The organism is Methanothermobacter sp. EMTCatA1, assembly GCF_002356395.1.
Lineage (GTDB): Archaea > Methanobacteriota > Methanobacteria > Methanobacteriales > Methanothermobacteraceae > Methanothermobacter > Methanothermobacter thermautotrophicus.
The window spans coordinates 1,259,397-1,277,282 of sequence record NZ_AP018336.1 but is presented as its reverse complement, the minus strand read 5'-3'; the positions used below and the strand labels follow the sequence as shown (position 1 = coordinate 1,277,282).

Sequence of the window (17,886 nt, the reverse complement as noted above, 5' to 3'; positions counted from 1 at the left end):
AAATTCCGGATCAGACCGGGACTCCCATAAATTTTATTTTAAATGAGCTGTTAATTAGAACTTGAGGAGGTTTTTTATGAAGATATACTATGAAAATGACATTGACATGGAGATACTGGCAGATAAAAAGATAGCGGTTATAGGTTACGGGAGCCAGGGCGAAGCCCAGGCCAGGAACATGGCTGACAGCGGACTCAACGTGATAGTTGGACTCAGAAGGGGTGGTAGCTCCTGGAAGAAGGCCCATGATGATGGCATGAATGTCATGACCATCGAGGACGCCTCAAGGGAGGCCGACATCATACACATACTCATACCCGATGAGATACAGGAAACCGTTTTCGAACAGTCAATAAGGCCCTACCTCAAGGAGGGTAACACCATATCCTTCTCACATGGATACAACATACACTACGGCTACATAAAGGCACCCGAAGGAGTCAACGTTACAATGGTGGCCCCGAAGGGTCCGGGTGCCATGGTAAGGAGGACCTACCTTGAGGGCTTCGGCATACCCGGCCTTGTGGCTGTTGAGGTTGATGCAACAGGCGATGCAATGGAGCAGGCACTTGCAATGGCAAAGGCATGTGGACTTGCCAGGGCAGGGGTCCTTGAGACGACCTTCAGGGAGGAAACAGAGACAGACCTGTTCGGTGAGCAGGCTGTGCTCTGTGGTGGTGTCACAGAACTCATAAACACGGCATTCAAAACCCTTGTGAGGGCCGGTTACCAGCCAGAGATAGCCTACTTTGAAACCTGCCATGAACTCAAACTCATAGTGGACCTCATCTATGAGAGGGGATTCAGGGGGATGTGGCACAATGTGAGTAACACCGCAGAGTTCGGCGGCCTTACAAGGAGAGGAAGGATCATAACAGAGGAGACTGAGAAGGAAATGGATGAGATCCTCAAGGAGATCCAGAACGGTAAATTCGCCAAGGAGTGGGCCCTTGAGAACAGGGCGGGTGCCCCCATGCTCAAGAGGATGAGGAAGCTGGAGAGTGAACTGGAGATAGAGGAAGTCGGGTCAAAGCTGAGGAAACTCTGCGGACTCGAGAAGTAAACCCCCCTTAACTTCTTTTTCAGGTGGTTGGTTTGGTATTCGTGGGTATGGACCATGGGACCACGGGTGTCTCCTTCACCATCCTCGGTGATGATGCTGAACACTTCAAGATAGGGAGGGAGGACCTATCAACAGGTAGAGCCTCCGCCCTTGATGAACTCAAAGATAGGGTTCCCCTCAACGAGATAGACCTCATGGCAATAACCTATGCCATGGGTGACGCCATAAGCACCATAAAGCCCATTGAGAGGGTGAAAAACAGGGGTATAATCTCCATTGGAGGGGCAGGTAAGGTCACAGGCGGTGGAACAGCAGTATACAGTGAAATCGAATCATCGGGGATACCCACCCTCCTCATACCTGGCCTCCACCGGAACACGCCCTGCCTTGATGAGAGGTTCAGGGCAGCCTACTCCCACCATGCGAGCCCCGAGAAGGTGAGCATCTGCTACAACGCATACCTTGAGACCGGCTGGGAGAATATGATCGTATCAGACATAAGTTCAAATACCGTCACGATGCTGATACAGGATGGCAGGATAGTCGGTGCCATGGATGCATGTGTAGGTGCCATGGGAGTTATACACGGACCCCTTGACCTTGAAATGCTCAGGAAAATAGACGATGGTGAGAAAACAGCGAATGAATGTTTTTCACATGCAGGAGCAGTTAAGATAGCGGGTATCGACACAAAGGTCTCAAGGGCCAGGGAGGAACTCCTTGAGATGTACCGTGCAGGTCGGGATGAGGCTAGGCTTGCCCTCGATACCATGATGATGACCATTGCCATGGAGATATGGGGACTTGCAGGTATCTCCAGTGGAATCGATGGAATCGTCCTCACGGGATCTGTTGGTGCCATGAGGGAACCCTATGACTTCCATGGAAAGCTGAAGGATATGGTGAAGGAAATCGCAGATGTAAGGTGTACGGATCCCACCTCAGGCTCCATGGGAAGTGCCCAGATAGCAAGAGACATATATAATGGTAAAAGGGAGATCCTTGGAATAGAGGTGGAGGTTTAGCTACCAGTTCTTTGCCAGATAAAATCAGTGCACACTTATTCCATGGCTATGAAGGCTATCTTGGTGCCCTTAATAAACTGGATGCCCTCTTCTGTCTGTAGAACCGTGTTAAGGTAGTTATCAATTGATATGAGTTTTCCCCTTGTTTCTTCATTGTTCTTCAGGGTGAGTAGAACGTTCTTATTTTTAAATTTCAGGAACTGTTTGTTAACCCTGAATTCCTTGTCACTGCCCTTCATTATTAATCCCCTTAACTGATTTAGTAATCCTATAATGATTCACATATATATAGTTCACAGCCTTAAATTTCCAGCACGGACCACACACCTGTAATGATTCACATACACTTCACAGGCTTACTCCCTCAGCACAGACCACTGCCCAGCTACGGTAACGCGGCCACCAGACACCGACTATTCCCATGCTATCCTCAGGAGTACTGTTAAAGCTGCAAACTGGCATATATTAACACTCAGAACAGGAAATCCGATTCCATGACCCTGGAATCCTTCCCTCGTTATCATGAAGATTATGAATATTGTGTTCTGCAATATCAGAAGGACTGTGAAGGCCACCAGTCCCAGTGTGAAGCTGGACTTTATCTTCCTGTAGCTTGAAAGATAAATTCCGAGAAGGATCAGGAGAAGGAAAACATTCAAAAGCCCCACTATTATGGCAAGGAACGTGAAGTTCTGGTCCTGGATGAAATCATGGGCACCCCTTCCCCTCATTCGCACACCTCGATTCTGCTCCATATCTCCTCAAAGAGGGGGTAATTATCCTCCATTACATCTGAAAGAAAGTACATTTTACCATACCTATCCCCTGAGGATACTATGATCTTATTCTTCTCAAGGACCCTCAGATGATGCTGAACTGTCTTGTAGTCAAGTCCCAGTGCCTCGGCCAGCTGGTTGTTATTGTATGGTCTCTCATGCAGCATCCTGATTATCCTCCCGCGGTTGTGACCTCCCCTTGTACCTGCAAGAAGCCACCATAACAACCTCTTCATAGGGACCACATTCAAAGTTCTGGATGGAGTTATGGTGGTCCCTCCAGATATCACTTTCTTATGCCCCGGTGAAGCAGCGTCTTTGATATGCTGCTCCAGATCTGATTATCAACTGGCTTTCTGAGTGCAGAATGTTGATCTCCGCCTGAAATCCGATCTCGGCCACGCCATTGCAGCTGCCAGAGAGGAATTCATGTTTTAAGGGGATGATATCTGATTTTTGATGTGCCTGAAAATCCCCCTGAATTGCTTCCAGTATATGTGTATGTGGATTAATGTTCCTATGACCATGAGGATTGCCAGTTCGGCGTGCCAGTAGGTAACCGATGGGTTAAGAGCCGTTTTTATGCCGAGGCGTATGAAGAGGAGGAGGAGAACCCCTGTGACTCCAGTCCCTGCATAGCCAGCTGTCAGGATGATATTCCAGATCCTCCTGTGCACTGATCCCCTGATACGGCCACTCCCCATCAGGTAGAGTGTGATCATATAAGCCGCGATCAGGATGAGGCTCAGGGGTATGAGATGATAATCTGTGGTGGGTTCCTCCACTGAGGGATGCTGCAGTGTTTCATCTGGAGCATCAACCCCTCCACTGTGAACTGAATCGTCTGAAGTCGCCGCGGAATCATCTGAGGTGCTCTGATCATTAGAGCTGTCCCGGGATGTATCATCAGAGGTGCTGTAGTCTGTGGTTGACTGTGAAAGGTCACATATCCCGTCTCCGTTAAGATCCGTGAACCTGGGGCACTGTCCGGGGTAGGGGTCATTCACAAGTCCATAGGGACAGGAAGCACCACATGCTACGCCAGCCGCCATGATACCTGCGAAGGGCAATACCCCGGTTAGAGTCCTTAAAATTCTCCTGATTCTCATTTTCCCACCCCAATTATTCTCCTCAAACTCCCCCTGTAGCAGTGAAAGTGGAAAACTGTGAGGGGTATGAGCGCAATCCCGGCCTCCACGTGCCAGTAGAGCAACTGCGGGTTGAGGTAAAACTTCACACCGGCTTCAGTAAGCAGCATGAGGACGAAGCCCCCAATTCCGGATATGATAAATGCCAGCAGTATTACGAGATTCCAGAGGTTCACATGAAAGGCCCTGCCTATAAAACCCGTCCTGTAGAGTAAATAGGTGACCATATAAAGTCCCGTGACGGGTATTGCCGGTAAAATACTGTATCCCATCCTGTTATCACCTTTAAGTTCTCTTTTTATAATGGATGGGTATGCCTCTTAAAAGAAATTTTTCCGGATTTAGACCCAGATCTCCACCAGATTCACAGGTATAACAGGTCACGGTTGGGACCTGGATGGCTGTGGATAAAAATCAGTTCCATGCTCTAATCAAGCCAGCCCTCCATTGAGTCAGGGCCTGCTGTGCAGTCGAGTGATATGGGGGTGAGGGTGGCGGTGTTTTCAGCCTTAAGTGTGTGGACATCTGTACCCGGAAGGTCTGTACCTGCAGGGTCACCATCTATCCAGTAGTATGGGCGTCCACGGGGATCCAGCCTTTTCTTTATGTGAACATTGTACATCCGGTCCCCCAGCCTCGTGAGCCTTATCTCATCGCTTGCTGGATGAGATGGGACATTCAGATTCAGGAAGTCAACACCCTCCGGGAGTCCCCTCCTGAGTATCCTCGATGCAACCCTCGCTGTGAGTTCAGCTGCCAGTGAAAAGTCAACGTCAACATGTCCGTCATGGAACTTGATATCACCCCGTCTCACCTGGAGAGAAACTGCCAGGGATGGCACCCCATGCACTGCAGCCTCCATTGCCGCCCCTATTGTCCCTGATGTTGTCAGTTCTGATTTACCAAGGTTCTCACCCATATTTATCCCTGATATCACGAGGTCGGGCTTTTCATCCATAAGCTCGAATATCCCTATGATAACAGCGTCGGTGGGTGTCCCCGAAACAGCATAGGCCCCTGATCCATCCCTGAGGGTGACCTCACTTACCCTTACAGGTTCAAAGAGTGTCAGCGCATGACCTATCCCGCTCTGCTGCGTGGCGGGGGCCACTATGATTGTCTCCCCAAGGTCCTCAACGGCCCTTCTTGCTGCAATGATGCCTGAAGAGTTAACTCCATCATCATTTGTTATAAGAATCTTCATTGCTGATCATCTTCCTCCATTTGAACTAAACTGATACCAATCATCATTATCTTATGCTCAATTATGTTAATTCTCGCCCTTATCTTCTTCTATGGATCCAAAAAACTGATGGTTGATCTTCATCAATAATCATCTCTATCTTTTTATAGTCTTTATATCAAATTTTAAGTATATCTTATAACATAGCTCTATTAAGTCTAACCCCGGCAGGTGGAAGAATTGAAGAAACAGAAACTGGTGGATTTTATTGCCAAGGTCATGGAGGATTCTGGTTTTAAGGTTTACAAGGACTTCAGGACCTCCCAGCATATAGTGGATATCTACGGAATTCTTCCAACCGCCCTCGGGGACATCGGGGTCGTTGTTGCCTGTAAGAATTATGATGAAAACTGGAAGGTTGGAATGGATGTTCTGAAGGAAATGGAAATGGCTGCAAAGACCCTCAAGGCATCCAAGGTCGTAATTGTAACGACATCTGATTTCTCATCCCAGGCAAGAAATTATGCTGTGAAGAGAAACATGAAGCTCATAGATAGGAAGGGCCTTATACGGATTGCAGAGGACTTCTCAAAGAAAATCCAGGTCCCTGAAGAGGAGGATGAGGAGTACCCTGAAGAGGAGGAGGTTGAGGTCTACACTCCCCCATCAAACATATTCCACACTGCACCCCAGAGGGGGGTTCTATCAAGAAGGGAGAGCCGCAAACCTCTGGCTCCAGTTATAAGGGGTCTGATGCAGAACACCATAATACTTATCCTGACAGTTGTTGCTGTGTCATTCATCATTGCGACCCTTCTGCAGCTTGCGGCTGGTCTCGGAACGAGCCTCACCGGTGTCTTGAAGCTGATGATCGCAGCAGCCCTATCCTATGGTATACCCTACCTGGTGGAGGAGGACGGTGCCGTTATAATGATAAAGGGTACGATAGTATTTTTCAGTTCACTCCTTCTGCTCGTCATCCTGATACTGATCTGATTCCCGTCACCAAAAAACCAGGTATCTGCAGTATATGTGCAATGGCAAAGCAACCTGAATCAAAAAATAAATTTTTAGGTTATCTTCTTGAGATAACCATTCCTGCTCCAAGTATGCCTATTCCAGCCACAAGTAAACCTGCTGCTGCGCCTGTCTCCTGCATTGGGACCATTCCTGCTCCAGCTGCTGGAACTTCCTGAGATTCCTTTATCATGATTGTTGCAGTGTCATTATTGTTTGTGGTATTGAGGTCTGGCTGATCCCCTGAGATTGTTGCTGTGAACTGTGCGGTACCTGACGCCGTGGCCCTCTGGTGCACAACAAGTTTGTAGACCGCGCCCACAGGGAGGTTCCCGATGGTCCACCGGCTGGTCAATGGGTCGTAGGATGGATCATTGTAGATCCAGTTTGCCCCACTGTCCCATGAAACCTCATGTTCAAGGTACTCAAAGGGATACTGACTGCTCCTTGTTATATCGACCTTCACTCCGGTTGCATTTCCAGGGCCGAGGTTTGTGACTGCAACTCCCTCAAAGACCTCATCGCCAACGCTGGCAGTGGTTATAATGTTTTCATCAAGATCAAGGTATTCTGCGTCCACTGCAAGATCCGAATTTACCTGTAAGTTGTCATCAGTTTCCTGGGCAGCTGCAGCTCCCATGGCAAGGAAAATCATGGCAACCAAAAGAAATCTGTACATTTTTCACCCCCCCCAAATTCTAACATCGGAAAAATAAATTCCAATGTACTGTTTGTTATTTATCTTTTTCATTGATAATATATAGGGGGTGAATAATCAAAAGCACCTGTCACTGACAGTGCCTTAATAGTGCTGCCTCCTGGCCATGTTCTATGAACACTGAAATGCATTAAATAAGTTTGAGAGTGGCGTGTGCCTCTGAAAAAATGAAAATCCAGTGGGCCGGACGAGATTCGAACTCGTGACCACCTCGGTGTGAGCGAGGTATCATACCCCTAGACCACCGGCCCCTCTGAAGCCCGAAGAATAATAAATGGGCCGGACGAGATTCGAACTCGTGACCACCTCGTTGTAAGCGAGGTATCATACCCCTAGACCACCGGCCCTCAGTGTGACTTTAAATTTTCACAATATATAAAGTTTTCCGGTTATGGAGAGCATTAATATAAACCTCCGACCATAACATACCCTACTAAAGTTTTCCGGTTATGGAGAGCATTATATAGGCCTCCAACCATAACCTATCCTAGTAAATCACCTGAGGTTATTATCATGTCATGCGAAGCCAGTGGAAAGATATGGTTAAACGGTGAAATGGTTAAATGGGAAGAAGCCACCGTCCACGTACTCTCACATGTTGTACATTATGGATCATCTGTCTTTGAGGGAATAAGGTGCTACAGGAACAGTAAGGGGTCAGCCATCTTCCGTTTGCGGGAGCATGTTAAACGCCTTTTTGATTCTGCAAAGATATACAGGATGGACATACCCTACACCCAGGAGCAGATATCTGATGCCATAGTTGAGACCGTCAGGGAGAACGGACTTGAGGAGTGCTATATAAGACCCGTGGTATTCAGGGGATACGGTGAGATGGGTGTTCACCCGGTGAACTGCCCAGTGGACGTCGCTGTGGCTGCCTGGGAATGGGGGGCCTATCTGGGTGCAGAGGCCCTTGAGGTTGGTGTCGATGCTGGTGTTTCAACCTGGAGGAGGATGGCGCCAAACACAATGCCCAACATGGCAAAGGCCGGCGGTAACTACCTCAACTCACAGCTTGCCAAGATGGAGGCTGTGAGACACGGCTATGATGAGGCCATAATGCTGGACTACCATGGCTACATAAGTGAGGGTAGCGGGGAGAACATATTCCTCGTCAGTGAGGGTGAAATTTACACCCCCCCTGTTTCATCATCCCTTCTGCGGGGGATAACAAGGGACTCCGTAATAAAGATAGCCAGAACCGAGGGTGTTACCGTGCATGAGGAACCCATAACCAGGGAGATGCTCTACATCGCAGATGAGGCCTTCTTCACAGGTACAGCCGCAGAGATAACACCCATCAGATCAGTTGATGGTATAGAGATAGGTGCCGGGCGAAGGGGTCCCGTTACAAAGCTACTGCAGGATGAGTTCTTCAGGATAATCAGGGCAGAGACAGAGGACAGCTTCGGATGGCTCACCTACATCTGATGATGAGGTTATAAGTGATAACTTATAAGTTAAAAGTGATGTTCATGGACGTTTTTCAGGCCATAGTCATTGGAACAGTGCAGGGTTTGACCGAATTCCTGCCAGTAAGCAGCTCAGGCCACCTGGTGCTGGTGCCGGAACTTATGGGTGTTAGCTCCAGCCTCGCATTCGACACCGTGCTGCATGTGGGCACACTGGTGGCTGTCATTGGATACTTCTGGAACGATATAGTTCACATGCTGGGGGCCTTCCTCTCAAGTCTGAGGGACATCCCCGCAGGTAGATTCAGGAGGGGAATCATTGAGGACCCCTTCAAGAGGCTTGCCTGGATGGTGATCATCGGTACTGTGCCGGCCGGCCTTGCTGGTGTACTGTTCAAGGACTTCTTTGAGTCACTTTTCAGCAGTTTAACCGCCGTGGGATTCTTCCTGCTGGTCACAGGCTTTCTGCTGTGGGGATCAGAGAATATCAGCAGGCGTGTGAGGGAGAAGCTTCCAGTTGAAAAACTCGGTGTCAGGGAGTCACTCATAATAGGGTGTGCCCAGGCCCTTGCCATAGCACCCGGCATATCACGTTCAGGTGCAACAATCTCTGCGGGCCTGTTTCTCGGCTTTGAGAGGGAACTTGCAGCAAGGTACAGCTTCCTCCTCTCCATACCTGCGATACTCGGGGCCGCCCTCATCCAGGTCAAGGACATTGGAGCCGGAATGGACCTCCTGGGTGCCAGCATGGTTGCAGGGTTTGCTGCAGCGGCTGTGTCAGGTTACATAGCCATAAAGTTCCTCCTTAAACTCATAAAGGAGAGGGACCTCTACATATTCGCCTACTACTGCTGGGCACTGGGTATCCTGATCCTTGCAGCCGCCCTCATCTAATGGTGAAGCTGTATCCGCACCACCTTTTTTATTCAAAGCTCTTCGTTTTGTTAAAGCAGATGCATAAAGGTTAAAGGGTTTCAGATACCAGAGCTTCTGAATCGATTAAAAATCAGAGTTCCACAGAGAATACATGGGCATAGAAGTATCTCCATGATACCGGTCCATGGGTGAGGTTATAAACCCACCAGGTACTCCAGAAGACCTCCAGAATTGCTGCAATGGCGAATAAAAGTATTATAAGCGGGATAAGGTATGCAAGGTTCTCCCTGAGGGCTGTGACGAGAGGTCCTCTGGACCTGTGCTGGATGGTCACAAGGAGGGACCTCACAAATACAAGGGCTGCCTGAAGTGAAAGTAGACACCCTGTGACCTCAAGGTGCAGGTGCAGTGTCCCCGCATAGATCAGGAGGCCCCTGACACCCCAACCCACCAGAAGGTTATGTAAGAGGGCCCCTGCAAGGACGAATATCTTAAGAACAGGATAAAATGTTGCCAGGGAGAAGATGAACACTGTAACCTGGGTTATGTTTGATATGAATATCCAGAAGGCAGTTGCTAACAGGTAATCGATGAACTGCTCCCTGAGACCAGGGAATGTGGAGAAGTGGACCACCATGTCCCCTGTGAGGAACCCATAGGCCAGTGGTCTTCCTGAGGCATCCAGTACAAAGCCAAGAAGGTAGAGTGCCATTGCAAAGGCAAGAATTCCAGGGTGTGGGATGATCCCATCCCACCGGGACCCTGAAGCCATCTGGAACCTCCATTAAAGGATTTCAGGCCAGTATTGTATTGCAGAGTTCCTCGATACGCTCCCTCACCATTTCAACGGGTATGCCATGGAGAAGTGCCAGTAGCATGGCGCCGCCGGCCCCAACACCCTCCTTCACAGAACCGTTGAGGTACTCATGGAGCCCCCTGTGCGACGCAGACCCGAAGTCAGGGTCAACCGCATAGATGTCAATATCACCTATCTGCTCTGCTATCCTGTTTATATCGGAGGTGCTGTCCTCGGCAACGAATATGGTCGTTGCAATTGCTGTATCTGAAAAGTCGAAGTCCGGGTCAATGGCCCTCATAAGGGCGCAGACCGCTGTCATCTGGGTACCCCCTGCAAGGGTCACCGGTACAGTGCTGCCCATGCATATCCCTGCAACCGCAGGTATCATGGGGTCCCCCACTGCCTCCACTGCCCTGAAGGGTTCCCTGGAGCAGTCCCCCTTCTCGATCCCTGCATTACTGAGTCCTGCCATCACAACCTCCCTCTTGAGGTCATGTGGGTTGTGGGGCATGCTGGCGCTGACCCTGAAATCAGCATCATATCCCAGGGCCGTTAAAACGCCCAGGGCAGTTGTTGTACCTGCCGGTGTGCTCTCACCCACCACCAGATGCTCTGTGAGGGAGGAGAGGGTCCTTCCAACCATCAACCCCCTCTCATATATCCTTTGAGGTTCGGTGACCGCCCTCCCTGTCCTTATATCACCTCCGGGTTCGGAGTTAATGTTTATATAGGGAACATCAGGTTTAACCGAGGCGCCTGCATCGGCGACCATGAAGGGGACCTCTGCAAGTTCCAGGGCCGCCTTGGTTATCACCGCCGGTGTGGGGGCTGCCTCCCCCTCCACGATGGTCTGGGGTATCTCAGGAAGACACCTGGGGGCATCATGAACTATGAGTTCAACGTCAGCTGCTGGAGTGTACTCTGTGAGTTCAGGGCTTGCTCCTGCCCCTGTTATTCCCGGGATTCTTGATGTCTCGGTTGTTGCGACGGCGCAGATGAACAGGGAATCCCTGTCAGTAACACCTTCAAGGTAACTGCCGGAACCATAGATCTTCAGTCCATCAAACATTTCCATTCACCTTTCCAACGATACAATAGTTATAACCGGAGATACATAAATTAGTTACACTCCAGAAGGAGCAGGGTCACAGGTGGTTAATTAAATGTTGTGTCTTGGTATAGAGGGAACTGCAGAGAAGACAGGTGTTGGTATCGTCGATGAGGCTGGAAACGTCCTATCACTGCGGGGAAAGCCACTTATACCTGAAAAGGGAGGTATACATCCCAGGGAGGCTGCTGAACACCATGCAAAATGGATACCCCGTCTCATTGCTGAGGCATGCCGTGATGCAGGTGTTGAACTCGGGGAAATAGGACTGATATCGTTTTCGAGGGGTCCGGGCCTTGGACCAGCCCTCAGGACCGTTGCAACAGCAGCTAGAACACTCGCACTTTCACTTGATGTTCCGATAGTTGGTGTTAACCACTGCATAGGTCACATAGAGATAGGCCGGCTCACCACAGGGGCCAGTGACCCTGTTTCACTCTATGTGAGCGGCGGGAACACCCAGGTCATAGCCTTCAACGAGGGAAGGTACCGTGTCTTCGGTGAAACCCTCGACATAGCCATCGGTAACATGCTCGACCAGTTTGCAAGGGAATCGGGCCTGGGACACCCGGGCGGTCCGGTCATTGAGCAGCTTGCATTGAAGGCCTCAGAGTACATTGAACTTCCCTACAGCGTTAAGGGGATGGATATATCCTTCTCAGGGCTTCTAACGGCTGCTTTAAGAAAAATGGAGGCTGGTGCAGGCCTTGAGGATCTGGCTTACAGCATCCAGGAGACAGCGTTTTCCATGCTGGTGGAGGTTACAGAGCGGGCCCTGGCATACACAGAAAAGAATCAGGTCCTCCTCTGTGGTGGAGTGGCTGTTAACAGGCGTCTGAGGGATATGCTGAGGGAGATGTGCCAGGAGCACCACGTGGAATTCCACATGCCTCCCCCTGAGTACTGTGGTGATAACGGTGCGATGATTGCCTGGCTCGGTCAGCTCGTCTACAGGTATAATGGACCGGACGCCCTGGAGGACACCACGGTGGTGCAGCGTTACCGGACCGATGAGGTGGATGTCCCCTGGATGAGGGAATCAGAGGCAGGAATAGAGCTCCCCCCTGACATCCTGGCCAAGGGTGCCGAGGCAAATATCTACAGGGGCCAGTGGATTGGGAGGCCCTGCATAATAAAGGAGAGGATATCCAAGGGTTACAGAATACCTGAAATTGATCAGAAGCTCAGGTCATCCAGGACCCGGAGAGAGGCCAGGCTCATCAACCAGGCCAAGGGCGCCGGTGTGCACACACCAGTACTGTTCGATGTCGACCCTGATGGAGGGGTTATGGTCATGGAGGAGGTTCGCGGCACCCCATTCAGGGACGCTGTTGAGGATACAGAGCTCTGTTCAAGGATCGGTGAGGCCATAGGGAGGCTCCATCACGCGGGTATAATACACGGGGATCTCACAGGATCCAACATAATCATCAGGGGGGGTGATGTGGTCTTCATAGACTTTGGACTTGGGAGGTTCTCAGATGAAATCGAGGATATGGGTGTGGATCTCCTTGTCCTCAAAAAGTCCCTTGAAAGCACCCACTACGCCCTGGCCGGCGAGTGTTTCAGCAGGGTCCTTGAGGGGTACGGCAAGATAATAGATGCTGACATCCAGTCAAAGATAAGGGAGATAGAGTCCCGGGGAAGATACACTGACTGAGCTCAGAATTAATATCCACACGATACTAAACCCCATGAATACACTGACTGAGGAGGTTCATCATGAAGGTAACATTTATAACTGGTAATAAACACAAGTTATCTGAGGCAGAGAAGATATTCCATGGTACTGGAATAGAACTGATGCATGCTGATCTGGGCTACCCGGAACTTCAGGGAACACTTGAGGAGGTGGCCCGCTACGGTGCAGAACATGCTGCCAGGATCATGGATGGTCCTGTGATCGTTGAGGACGCAGGACTATTTATAAGGGCTCTTAAATGGTTTCCAGGACCCTATTCTGCCTATGTACAGGATACCATAGGAAACCATGGCATATTAAAGCTCATGGAAAATGTTGAAGATCGCTACGCCGAGTTCAGGTCGGCTGTTGGGTTCTGCACCCCCAACTCCGAACCCGAGGTTTTTTTAGGCGTGGTGAAGGGACGTATAGGTACTGAGGAGCGCGGAACAATGGGTTTCGCCTTCGACCCGTTATTCTATCCTGAAGGGATGGATAAAAGCTTCGGAGAACTCAGTACCTCAGAGAAGAACAGGTTTTCGCATCGAAGCAGGGCCCTTAAAAAATTTGCAGAATGGTACATTGAAAATTATGAGGTGATTTGATGTCTCTAAAACCTGATTGGGTTGAATACTCAAATGAAGAAATAGAGGATCTTATAGTCAAACTATACAGGGAGGGTAACTCCACCAGCAAAATAGGTATAATACTGAGGGACCAGCACGGCATACCCAGCGTAAAGGCCGTTACAGGGCTTAAAATAACACAGATACTTGAGAAGCATGAAATGAAACCTGAATACCCTGAGGACCTCATGAATCTCATAAGGAAGGCTGTTAACATAAGGGATCATCTTAAGGAACACCCAAAGGACCTCCACACAAGGAGGGGCCTTCAGATCGTTGAATCAAAGATAAGGCGCCTTGTCAGGTACTATGTGAGAGAAGGTGTCCTTCCTGAAGGATGGAGATATGACCCACAGAAAGCAGCCCTCCTCGTCAAGTAAACTCCCCGACTCAATTCTCAAGAGGGGTGCAGAGGCCTCAAAGGTCCTTGAGGAGCACCTTGAAAGGGGAAACATAATAAGGATCATCTCGCACAACGACGCAGATGGTCTATCAGCCGCAGGAGTTGTTGCAAGGGCCATTTCATCCATGAATGGTCAGTTCCACATCTCCATCCTCTCGAGGCTGAAGAAGGAGTTCATTAAGAAATTGTCGGGAGAGAAATACTCCCTATTCTTTTTCTGTGATATGGGAAGCGCCTACCTTGAGGAGATATCCCGCCTGAAGGGTGATGTCATCGTCGCTGATCATCATCAGCCCTCTGAATCCGAGGCAGGACCCCATGTTGTTCACATAAACCCTCATCTGCATGGTCTTGATGGTAGCAGGGACCTCAGTGCATCTGGAACGGCCTACCTGGCCACGAGACTCCTTAACAGAAAGACCGCCCCCCTTGCCCTTGTGGGTGCCCTGGGGGACATGCAGTACACTGACGGATTCACCGGTGCAAACAGGTTCATCATGGAGGAGGCTGTTGAAGAGGGTGTCCTTCAGGTCCACAGTGACCTCAAGCTGGCATCAAGGTACACCGAGCCCCTTTACCGTTCCATTGCATACACCTTCAACCCGGCCCTGCCTGGCCTCACCGGGGATATGGAGGCTTCTATGGGCTTCCTTGAGAATATAGGCGTATCCTATGGCGTTAAATATCCTGACCTGTCCCCTGAGGAGAGGGATGTTCTGAGGGATGAACTTACAAGGATAAACCCTGAGATATTCGGAGAGGTATTCACGAGCAGGGAATTCCGGAATATAGGTGACCTCTCTGACATTGCAGGGGTGCTTGATGCCTGTGGAAAGAACCGTAAATATGGCATAGGAATCGGACTGTGCCTTGGTGAAAGGGAAGGTGCCCTTGATGTGGCCCTCGAGCTCCAGAAGAACTACCGTGAGGAGCTTGTGAAGGGCCTTGCATGGATAAGGAGGGAGGGCTCCACCACCCTGGAGAACCTGCAGTACATCTACAGTGAGGATAAGGCCTTCAAGGGGATCATGGGGACCATAGCAAGCATATCACTCTCCCTCAAAATTCTTGACCCTGACATCCCCCTCCTCGGACTTTCACGGATGGATCAGCACGTTAAGGTATCTGCAAGGACAACCAGGCCAGCTGTTGAAAGGGGTGTTAACCTCGGGGTTGCCCTCAGGGATGCCGCCGCAAGTTTTGGTGGTACCGGGGGAGGACATGATATAGCGGCCGGGGCGATGGTGCCCTACAGGGATATGGAGAGTTTTCTGCAGCTTGTTGATGAGATACTGGGGACCCAGACTGGTCCCTGAAGAGACACCATGTGTGGGGTTGGAAAAGTGTACCTTGATAGGACAGAAGAGAGGATGTATGATGGTGAATTCGGTGAGACAGTCCAGCAGAGTATGGAGATACTTGTTGCCCTGGGTGATATCTATGGTGCTGAGAGGATGGTTGACATATCCTCTGCCCAGGTTTCAGGGGTATCCTACAAGACAATAGGGGACGCCGGTCTTGAATACCTGGAGGACCTCCGTGCCAGGGGTGCCGGAGTGAAGGTTGCAAGTACCCTTAACCCTGCGGGGATGGACCTCCAGAGATGGAGGGAAATGGGATTCTCAGAGGAATTCGCCAGGAGACAGATAAGGATAGTGGAGGCATACTCTGCCATGGATGTCATGAACACCTGCACCTGCACCCCCTACCTCATAGGGAACGTCCCCCTGAGGGGCTCCCACGTTGCCTGGTCAGAGTCCTCTGCAGTTTCCTATGCCAACTCTGTTCTGGGAGCCAGGACCAACCGTGAGGGTGGTCCAGGGGCCCTTGCAGCCGCCATATGCGGTAAGACCCCGGAGTATGGTTACCATCTCCAGGAGAACCGGAGGGCCACCCTGAGGGTTGATGTTGAATGTGAACTCTCGGGCTCGGATTACGGGGCCCTGGGTTACATTACAGGAAAAATTGCCGGTGAGGGTGTCCCATATTTCACTTTCACTGGCCATCCATCGGCTGATGACCTCAAAGCCCTTGGGGCTGCCATGGCGTCGTCCGGTGCGGTTGCACTCTACCATGTTGATGGGGTGACACCCGAGTACATGGAAGCCTCTCCTGATGAAGCAGGGGATAGCATTACGGTTGATGCCGGGGATATACTGGAGGCAAGGGAGGAGCTGTCCACCACTGATGATGATCCTGACCTCATATGCCTGGGGTGCCCGCACTGTTCCCTGGATGAGATCCGGAGGATAGCCTCATTTTTAAGGAAAAATAAGCCTGCCTGTGACCTCTGGGTGTGCACCTCTGCTGCCATAGGAAGTGCTGCCAGCAGGATGGGCTACACAGACGTTATAGAGGCAGCAGGTGGGATGGTTGTATCTGACACCTGCATGGTGGTTGCACCTGTGGAGGATCTTGGCTATGAGGTCCTTGGTGTTGACTCTGCCAAGGCCGCCAACTATGTCCCTGGTATGTGTGGCCTTGATGCCGTCTATGATGACTGGATGAACCTCATCAGACCTTAAAAGTTATAACTTATAAGTTATAACTTTTCCTCTGGAGGGCGCTTCCAAGCTGAAGCCCTATTGATGAAATGTTCTCAAGGCTTATCCTGTTGTAGGGTTTAACACTGTAACTTGCCAGGTTTAATATTCCTGTTATCTCCCCTGAAAACTTAATCGGAATCATTAGAATTGTTCTTATATTGTTTCTCCTTATGGACTCATGTATCATGCGGTATTCAGGCGACTCAGAGGTTATGTATATAACCCCCTCCTTCTCAATGGACCTCTCAAAGAGGTCTGTGAAGACCCCGGCCATGCACATTCTGCTGAGGGTTTCTGGCAGGTTCCTCTGAACCCTGAGCTGGAGTTCCTTTTTCTCCTCCATGAGGTATATGCATCCCATTTCAAATTCCAGGGTTTCTATGACGGCCTCGATTGATTTTTCAAGCATTTTTTCCTCTTCCTCATCACTGTTTATGATTTCGGAAACCCTGTTCATGGCCAGAAGTGTTCTTATGAACTCATCCTTCTCCTGTCTCAGTTTCTCCATTTCTAGATACTCTGAGACCTCGTCGGCCACCATCTCTATGATTTCAAGGCTCTGTGAGGCTATGGAGTCCTCGGGGCTTCTGATTATAAGGGCTCCCCTCGCCCTTTCCTCTGTGATGAGGGGTACTGAAAGCATGAGACCCGAGTCATGCCTCCATGATACCGTCTCGAGGGTTTCAATGCTCCTGTAGATGAAGTATTCAAATTCAGTGAGATCCTCTGACTCAGGGTATTCGTAGGCCCTGCTGAACCCTGAGGCATCGCTTAGGACCACCGAAAGCTGTTTAAGGTCCATTATGGTGGATAATTCATCCCTTATTGAGTTCATAAGCTCTTCAAGGCTGCCAGAGGATGATCTCAACCTTGTGATTGTGAGGAGGACCTCAAGTTCATTCTTGGAAAATGAGGAACTTGCAAGGTCCCTTCCTATTATGACCCAGAAGTTGTTTACAGGTGTGACTGAAAGGCTGTAGTTCCTCCTTATCCCATCCCTTCCCCTCAGATCGACCTGTATCGTGCCCCGGGATTTCATTCTGTTCTCAATGAGGACCATGCTCTCCCGGTCCATGATGTCCCCAAGGCACTGTGCACCGGGGAACATTCTTCTGAAAAGGCCGTTGGATACTACTATGTCCATGAGGGTGTTTATGGTGAAGACGAGTTTATCAGGGTCATCTATTTTTCTTTCAAGTTCCAGGAGTTCCAGGAGGTTTCTGTGAATTTTTGATGCGTTTTTTATAAGCTCAGAATCTCTGGATGTGTCTCCAGTGTATTCCACAGTTCCCTCAAGGTCTCCCGCAGGCATCCATAGTTTGCTTCTGCCAACCGTCCTGTATGTTACAAGACCCCTGGCCTCCAGTATGTGAAGGTACTTGAGAACCGTTGCCCTGCTCCTGTTTATTCCACGGGTTATCTTGTCGAGCATGCACTCCTCTGGAGGATTTGATTCCAGGTAGGACATTATCATCTTCTCGGTTTCAGAGAGTTTCTCCACT

The 17,886-nt window shown here is 49.9% G+C and carries 20 protein-coding genes and 2 tRNA genes; 10 read left to right on the top strand and 12 right to left on the bottom strand.

The annotated features are described in order from the left end of the window. Window positions 1-76 precede the first annotated feature (76 nt). The gene (gene ilvC, locus tca_RS06890) at window positions 77-1,063 is read left to right on the top strand and encodes a ketol-acid reductoisomerase (protein WP_048061053.1); all 987 of its coding nucleotides are present in this window, start codon (window positions 77-79) and stop codon (window positions 1,061-1,063) included. Between the two features lie 32 nt (window positions 1,064-1,095). Further along, window positions 1,096-2,088, top strand: coding sequence for a methanogenesis marker 12 protein (locus tca_RS06885; RefSeq protein ID WP_048175987.1), 993 nt, complete (start codon window positions 1,096-1,098; stop codon window positions 2,086-2,088). 35 nt (window positions 2,089-2,123) lie between these two features. Here tca_RS06885 and tca_RS06880 read toward each other — a convergent pair whose 3' ends face one another. The 6 genes from tca_RS06880 to surE all read right to left on the bottom strand — a co-directional run bounded on the left by tca_RS06880 (window position 2,124) and on the right by surE (window position 5,216). Then, window positions 2,124-2,327 carry an LSM domain-containing protein gene (locus tca_RS06880; protein WP_048175985.1) on the bottom strand — a complete coding sequence of 68 codons (204 nt, stop codon included), beginning with the start codon at window positions 2,325-2,327 and terminating at the stop codon, window positions 2,124-2,126. A 174-nt stretch (window positions 2,328-2,501) separates the two neighbouring features. Next, entirely contained in the window at window positions 2,502-2,819 is a 318-nt protein-coding gene (locus tca_RS06875; RefSeq protein WP_048175984.1) for a hypothetical protein, read from the bottom strand. Further along, a complete protein-coding gene (locus tag tca_RS06870; protein ID WP_048175983.1) occupies window positions 2,816-3,100 on the bottom strand; it encodes a winged helix-turn-helix domain-containing protein in 285 nt (94 codons plus the stop codon). The genes tca_RS06875 and tca_RS06870 overlap by 4 nt, the downstream gene beginning before the upstream one ends. 198 nt (window positions 3,101-3,298) lie before the next feature. After that, the gene (locus tca_RS06865; protein ID WP_269899239.1) at window positions 3,299-3,973 is read right to left on the bottom strand and encodes a hypothetical protein; all 675 of its coding nucleotides are present in this window, start codon (window positions 3,971-3,973) and stop codon (window positions 3,299-3,301) included. After that, window positions 3,970-4,284: a hypothetical protein gene (locus tag tca_RS06860; RefSeq protein ID WP_048175980.1), complete on the bottom strand. Its 315-nt coding sequence runs from the start codon at window positions 4,282-4,284 to the stop codon at window positions 3,970-3,972. Before tca_RS06860 ends, tca_RS06865 begins: the two co-directional genes overlap by 4 nt. A gap of 155 nt (window positions 4,285-4,439) precedes the next feature. Continuing rightward, on the bottom strand, window positions 4,440-5,216 hold the full coding sequence (gene surE, locus tca_RS06855; protein ID WP_269899238.1) for a 5'/3'-nucleotidase SurE: 777 nt from the start codon (window positions 5,214-5,216) through the stop codon (window positions 4,440-4,442). 210 nt (window positions 5,217-5,426) lie between these two features. Between surE and tca_RS06850 the strand changes: the two genes are divergently transcribed. Continuing rightward, window positions 5,427-6,191: a restriction endonuclease gene (locus tca_RS06850; protein WP_269899237.1), complete on the top strand. Its 765-nt coding sequence runs from the start codon at window positions 5,427-5,429 to the stop codon at window positions 6,189-6,191. A gap of 79 nt (window positions 6,192-6,270) precedes the next feature. Here the strand turns inward: tca_RS06850 and tca_RS06845 are convergent, their stop codons facing one another. From tca_RS06845 to tca_RS06835, 3 genes are all read right to left on the bottom strand, one after another. Then, the gene (locus tca_RS06845; RefSeq protein ID WP_269899236.1) at window positions 6,271-6,891 is read right to left on the bottom strand and encodes an NPXTG-anchored protein; all 621 of its coding nucleotides are present in this window, start codon (window positions 6,889-6,891) and stop codon (window positions 6,271-6,273) included. Between the two features lie 218 nt (window positions 6,892-7,109). Continuing rightward, window positions 7,110-7,181 (bottom strand) — tRNA-Val (locus tag tca_RS06840). Window positions 7,182-7,205: 24 nt separating this feature from the next. After that, window positions 7,206-7,277, bottom strand: a tRNA-Val gene (locus tag tca_RS06835). Between the two features lie 166 nt (window positions 7,278-7,443). Here tca_RS06835 and ilvE point away from each other — a divergent pair. After that, on the top strand, window positions 7,444-8,364 hold the full coding sequence (gene ilvE, locus tca_RS06830; protein WP_286708751.1) for a branched-chain-amino-acid transaminase: 921 nt from the start codon (window positions 7,444-7,446) through the stop codon (window positions 8,362-8,364). 44 nt (window positions 8,365-8,408) lie between these two features. After that, window positions 8,409-9,239, top strand: a complete 831-nt coding sequence (gene uppP / locus tca_RS06825; protein ID WP_286708750.1) for an undecaprenyl-diphosphatase UppP — start codon at window positions 8,409-8,411, stop codon at window positions 9,237-9,239. A 112-nt stretch (window positions 9,240-9,351) separates the two neighbouring features. Here the strand turns inward: uppP and tca_RS06820 are convergent, their stop codons facing one another. Then, the gene (locus tca_RS06820; protein WP_286708749.1) at window positions 9,352-9,993 is read right to left on the bottom strand and encodes a hypothetical protein; all 642 of its coding nucleotides are present in this window, start codon (window positions 9,991-9,993) and stop codon (window positions 9,352-9,354) included. A gap of 22 nt (window positions 9,994-10,015) precedes the next feature. Continuing rightward, a complete protein-coding gene (gene cobT / locus tca_RS06815) occupies window positions 10,016-11,089 on the bottom strand; it encodes a nicotinate mononucleotide-dependent phosphoribosyltransferase CobT (RefSeq protein WP_286708748.1) in 1,074 nt (357 codons plus the stop codon). 94 nt (window positions 11,090-11,183) lie between these two features. Here cobT and tca_RS06810 point away from each other — a divergent pair, with 94 nt between their 5' ends. The 5 genes from tca_RS06810 (at window position 11,184) to tca_RS06790 (ending at window position 16,363) form a co-directional block, all read left to right on the top strand. Continuing rightward, window positions 11,184-12,788: a bifunctional N(6)-L-threonylcarbamoyladenine synthase/serine/threonine protein kinase gene (locus tca_RS06810; RefSeq protein WP_286708747.1), complete on the top strand. Its 1,605-nt coding sequence runs from the start codon at window positions 11,184-11,186 to the stop codon at window positions 12,786-12,788. A 62-nt stretch (window positions 12,789-12,850) separates the two neighbouring features. Further along, entirely contained in the window at window positions 12,851-13,414 is a 564-nt protein-coding gene (locus tca_RS06805) for an XTP/dITP diphosphatase (protein ID WP_286708746.1), read from the top strand. Next, a complete protein-coding gene (locus tca_RS06800; protein WP_048061047.1) occupies window positions 13,414-13,815 on the top strand; it encodes a 30S ribosomal protein S15 in 402 nt (133 codons plus the stop codon). The genes tca_RS06805 and tca_RS06800 overlap by 1 nt, the downstream gene beginning before the upstream one ends. Then, the gene (locus tag tca_RS06795) at window positions 13,781-15,154 is read left to right on the top strand and encodes a DHH family phosphoesterase (RefSeq protein ID WP_010877034.1); all 1,374 of its coding nucleotides are present in this window, start codon (window positions 13,781-13,783) and stop codon (window positions 15,152-15,154) included. Before tca_RS06800 ends, tca_RS06795 begins: the two co-directional genes overlap by 35 nt. A gap of 27 nt (window positions 15,155-15,181) precedes the next feature. Beyond that, window positions 15,182-16,363: an aconitase X gene (locus tag tca_RS06790; protein WP_286708745.1), complete on the top strand. Its 1,182-nt coding sequence runs from the start codon at window positions 15,182-15,184 to the stop codon at window positions 16,361-16,363. Between the two features lie 10 nt (window positions 16,364-16,373). On the opposite strand, the gene tca_RS06785 is transcribed toward tca_RS06790, so the two are convergent. Further along, window positions 16,374-17,885 (bottom strand): GAF domain-containing protein, encoded by a 1,512-nt coding sequence (locus tag tca_RS06785; RefSeq protein ID WP_286708744.1) that lies wholly within the window; start codon window positions 17,883-17,885, stop codon window positions 16,374-16,376. Between the last annotated feature and the right edge of the window lies 1 nt (window position 17,886).

Excerpts from the sequence above, each read along its gene's own strand:
- cobT (WP_286708748.1), bottom strand. The coding sequence starts at position 11,089 with ATGTTTGATGGACTGAAGATCTATGGTTCCGGCAGTTACCTTGAAGGT.
- ilvC (WP_048061053.1), top strand. The coding sequence starts at position 77 with ATGAAGATATACTATGAAAATGACATTGACATGGAGATACTGGCAGAT.
- tca_RS06820 (WP_286708749.1), bottom strand. The coding sequence starts at position 9,993 with ATGGCTTCAGGGTCCCGGTGGGATGGGATCATCCCACACCCTGGAATT.
- tca_RS06865 (WP_269899239.1), bottom strand. The coding sequence starts at position 3,973 with ATGAGAATCAGGAGAATTTTAAGGACTCTAACCGGGGTATTGCCCTTC.
- uppP (WP_286708750.1), top strand. The coding sequence starts at position 8,409 with ATGGACGTTTTTCAGGCCATAGTCATTGGAACAGTGCAGGGTTTGACC.
- surE (WP_269899238.1), bottom strand. The coding sequence starts at position 5,216 with ATGAAGATTCTTATAACAAATGATGATGGAGTTAACTCTTCAGGCATC.
- tca_RS06810 (WP_286708747.1), top strand. The coding sequence starts at position 11,184 with ATGTTGTGTCTTGGTATAGAGGGAACTGCAGAGAAGACAGGTGTTGGT.
- tca_RS06800 (WP_048061047.1), top strand. The coding sequence starts at position 13,414 with ATGTCTCTAAAACCTGATTGGGTTGAATACTCAAATGAAGAAATAGAG.
- tca_RS06870 (WP_048175983.1), bottom strand. The coding sequence starts at position 3,100 with ATGAAGAGGTTGTTATGGTGGCTTCTTGCAGGTACAAGGGGAGGTCAC.
- tca_RS06845 (WP_269899236.1), bottom strand. The coding sequence starts at position 6,891 with ATGTACAGATTTCTTTTGGTTGCCATGATTTTCCTTGCCATGGGAGCT.
- ilvE (WP_286708751.1), top strand. The coding sequence starts at position 7,444 with ATGTCATGCGAAGCCAGTGGAAAGATATGGTTAAACGGTGAAATGGTT.
- tca_RS06880 (WP_048175985.1), bottom strand. The coding sequence starts at position 2,327 with ATGAAGGGCAGTGACAAGGAATTCAGGGTTAACAAACAGTTCCTGAAA.
- tca_RS06875 (WP_048175984.1), bottom strand. The coding sequence starts at position 2,819 with ATGAGGGGAAGGGGTGCCCATGATTTCATCCAGGACCAGAACTTCACG.
- tca_RS06860 (WP_048175980.1), bottom strand. The coding sequence starts at position 4,284 with ATGGGATACAGTATTTTACCGGCAATACCCGTCACGGGACTTTATATG.
- tca_RS06805 (WP_286708746.1), top strand. The coding sequence starts at position 12,851 with ATGAAGGTAACATTTATAACTGGTAATAAACACAAGTTATCTGAGGCA.
- tca_RS06795 (WP_010877034.1), top strand. The coding sequence starts at position 13,781 with ATGACCCACAGAAAGCAGCCCTCCTCGTCAAGTAAACTCCCCGACTCA.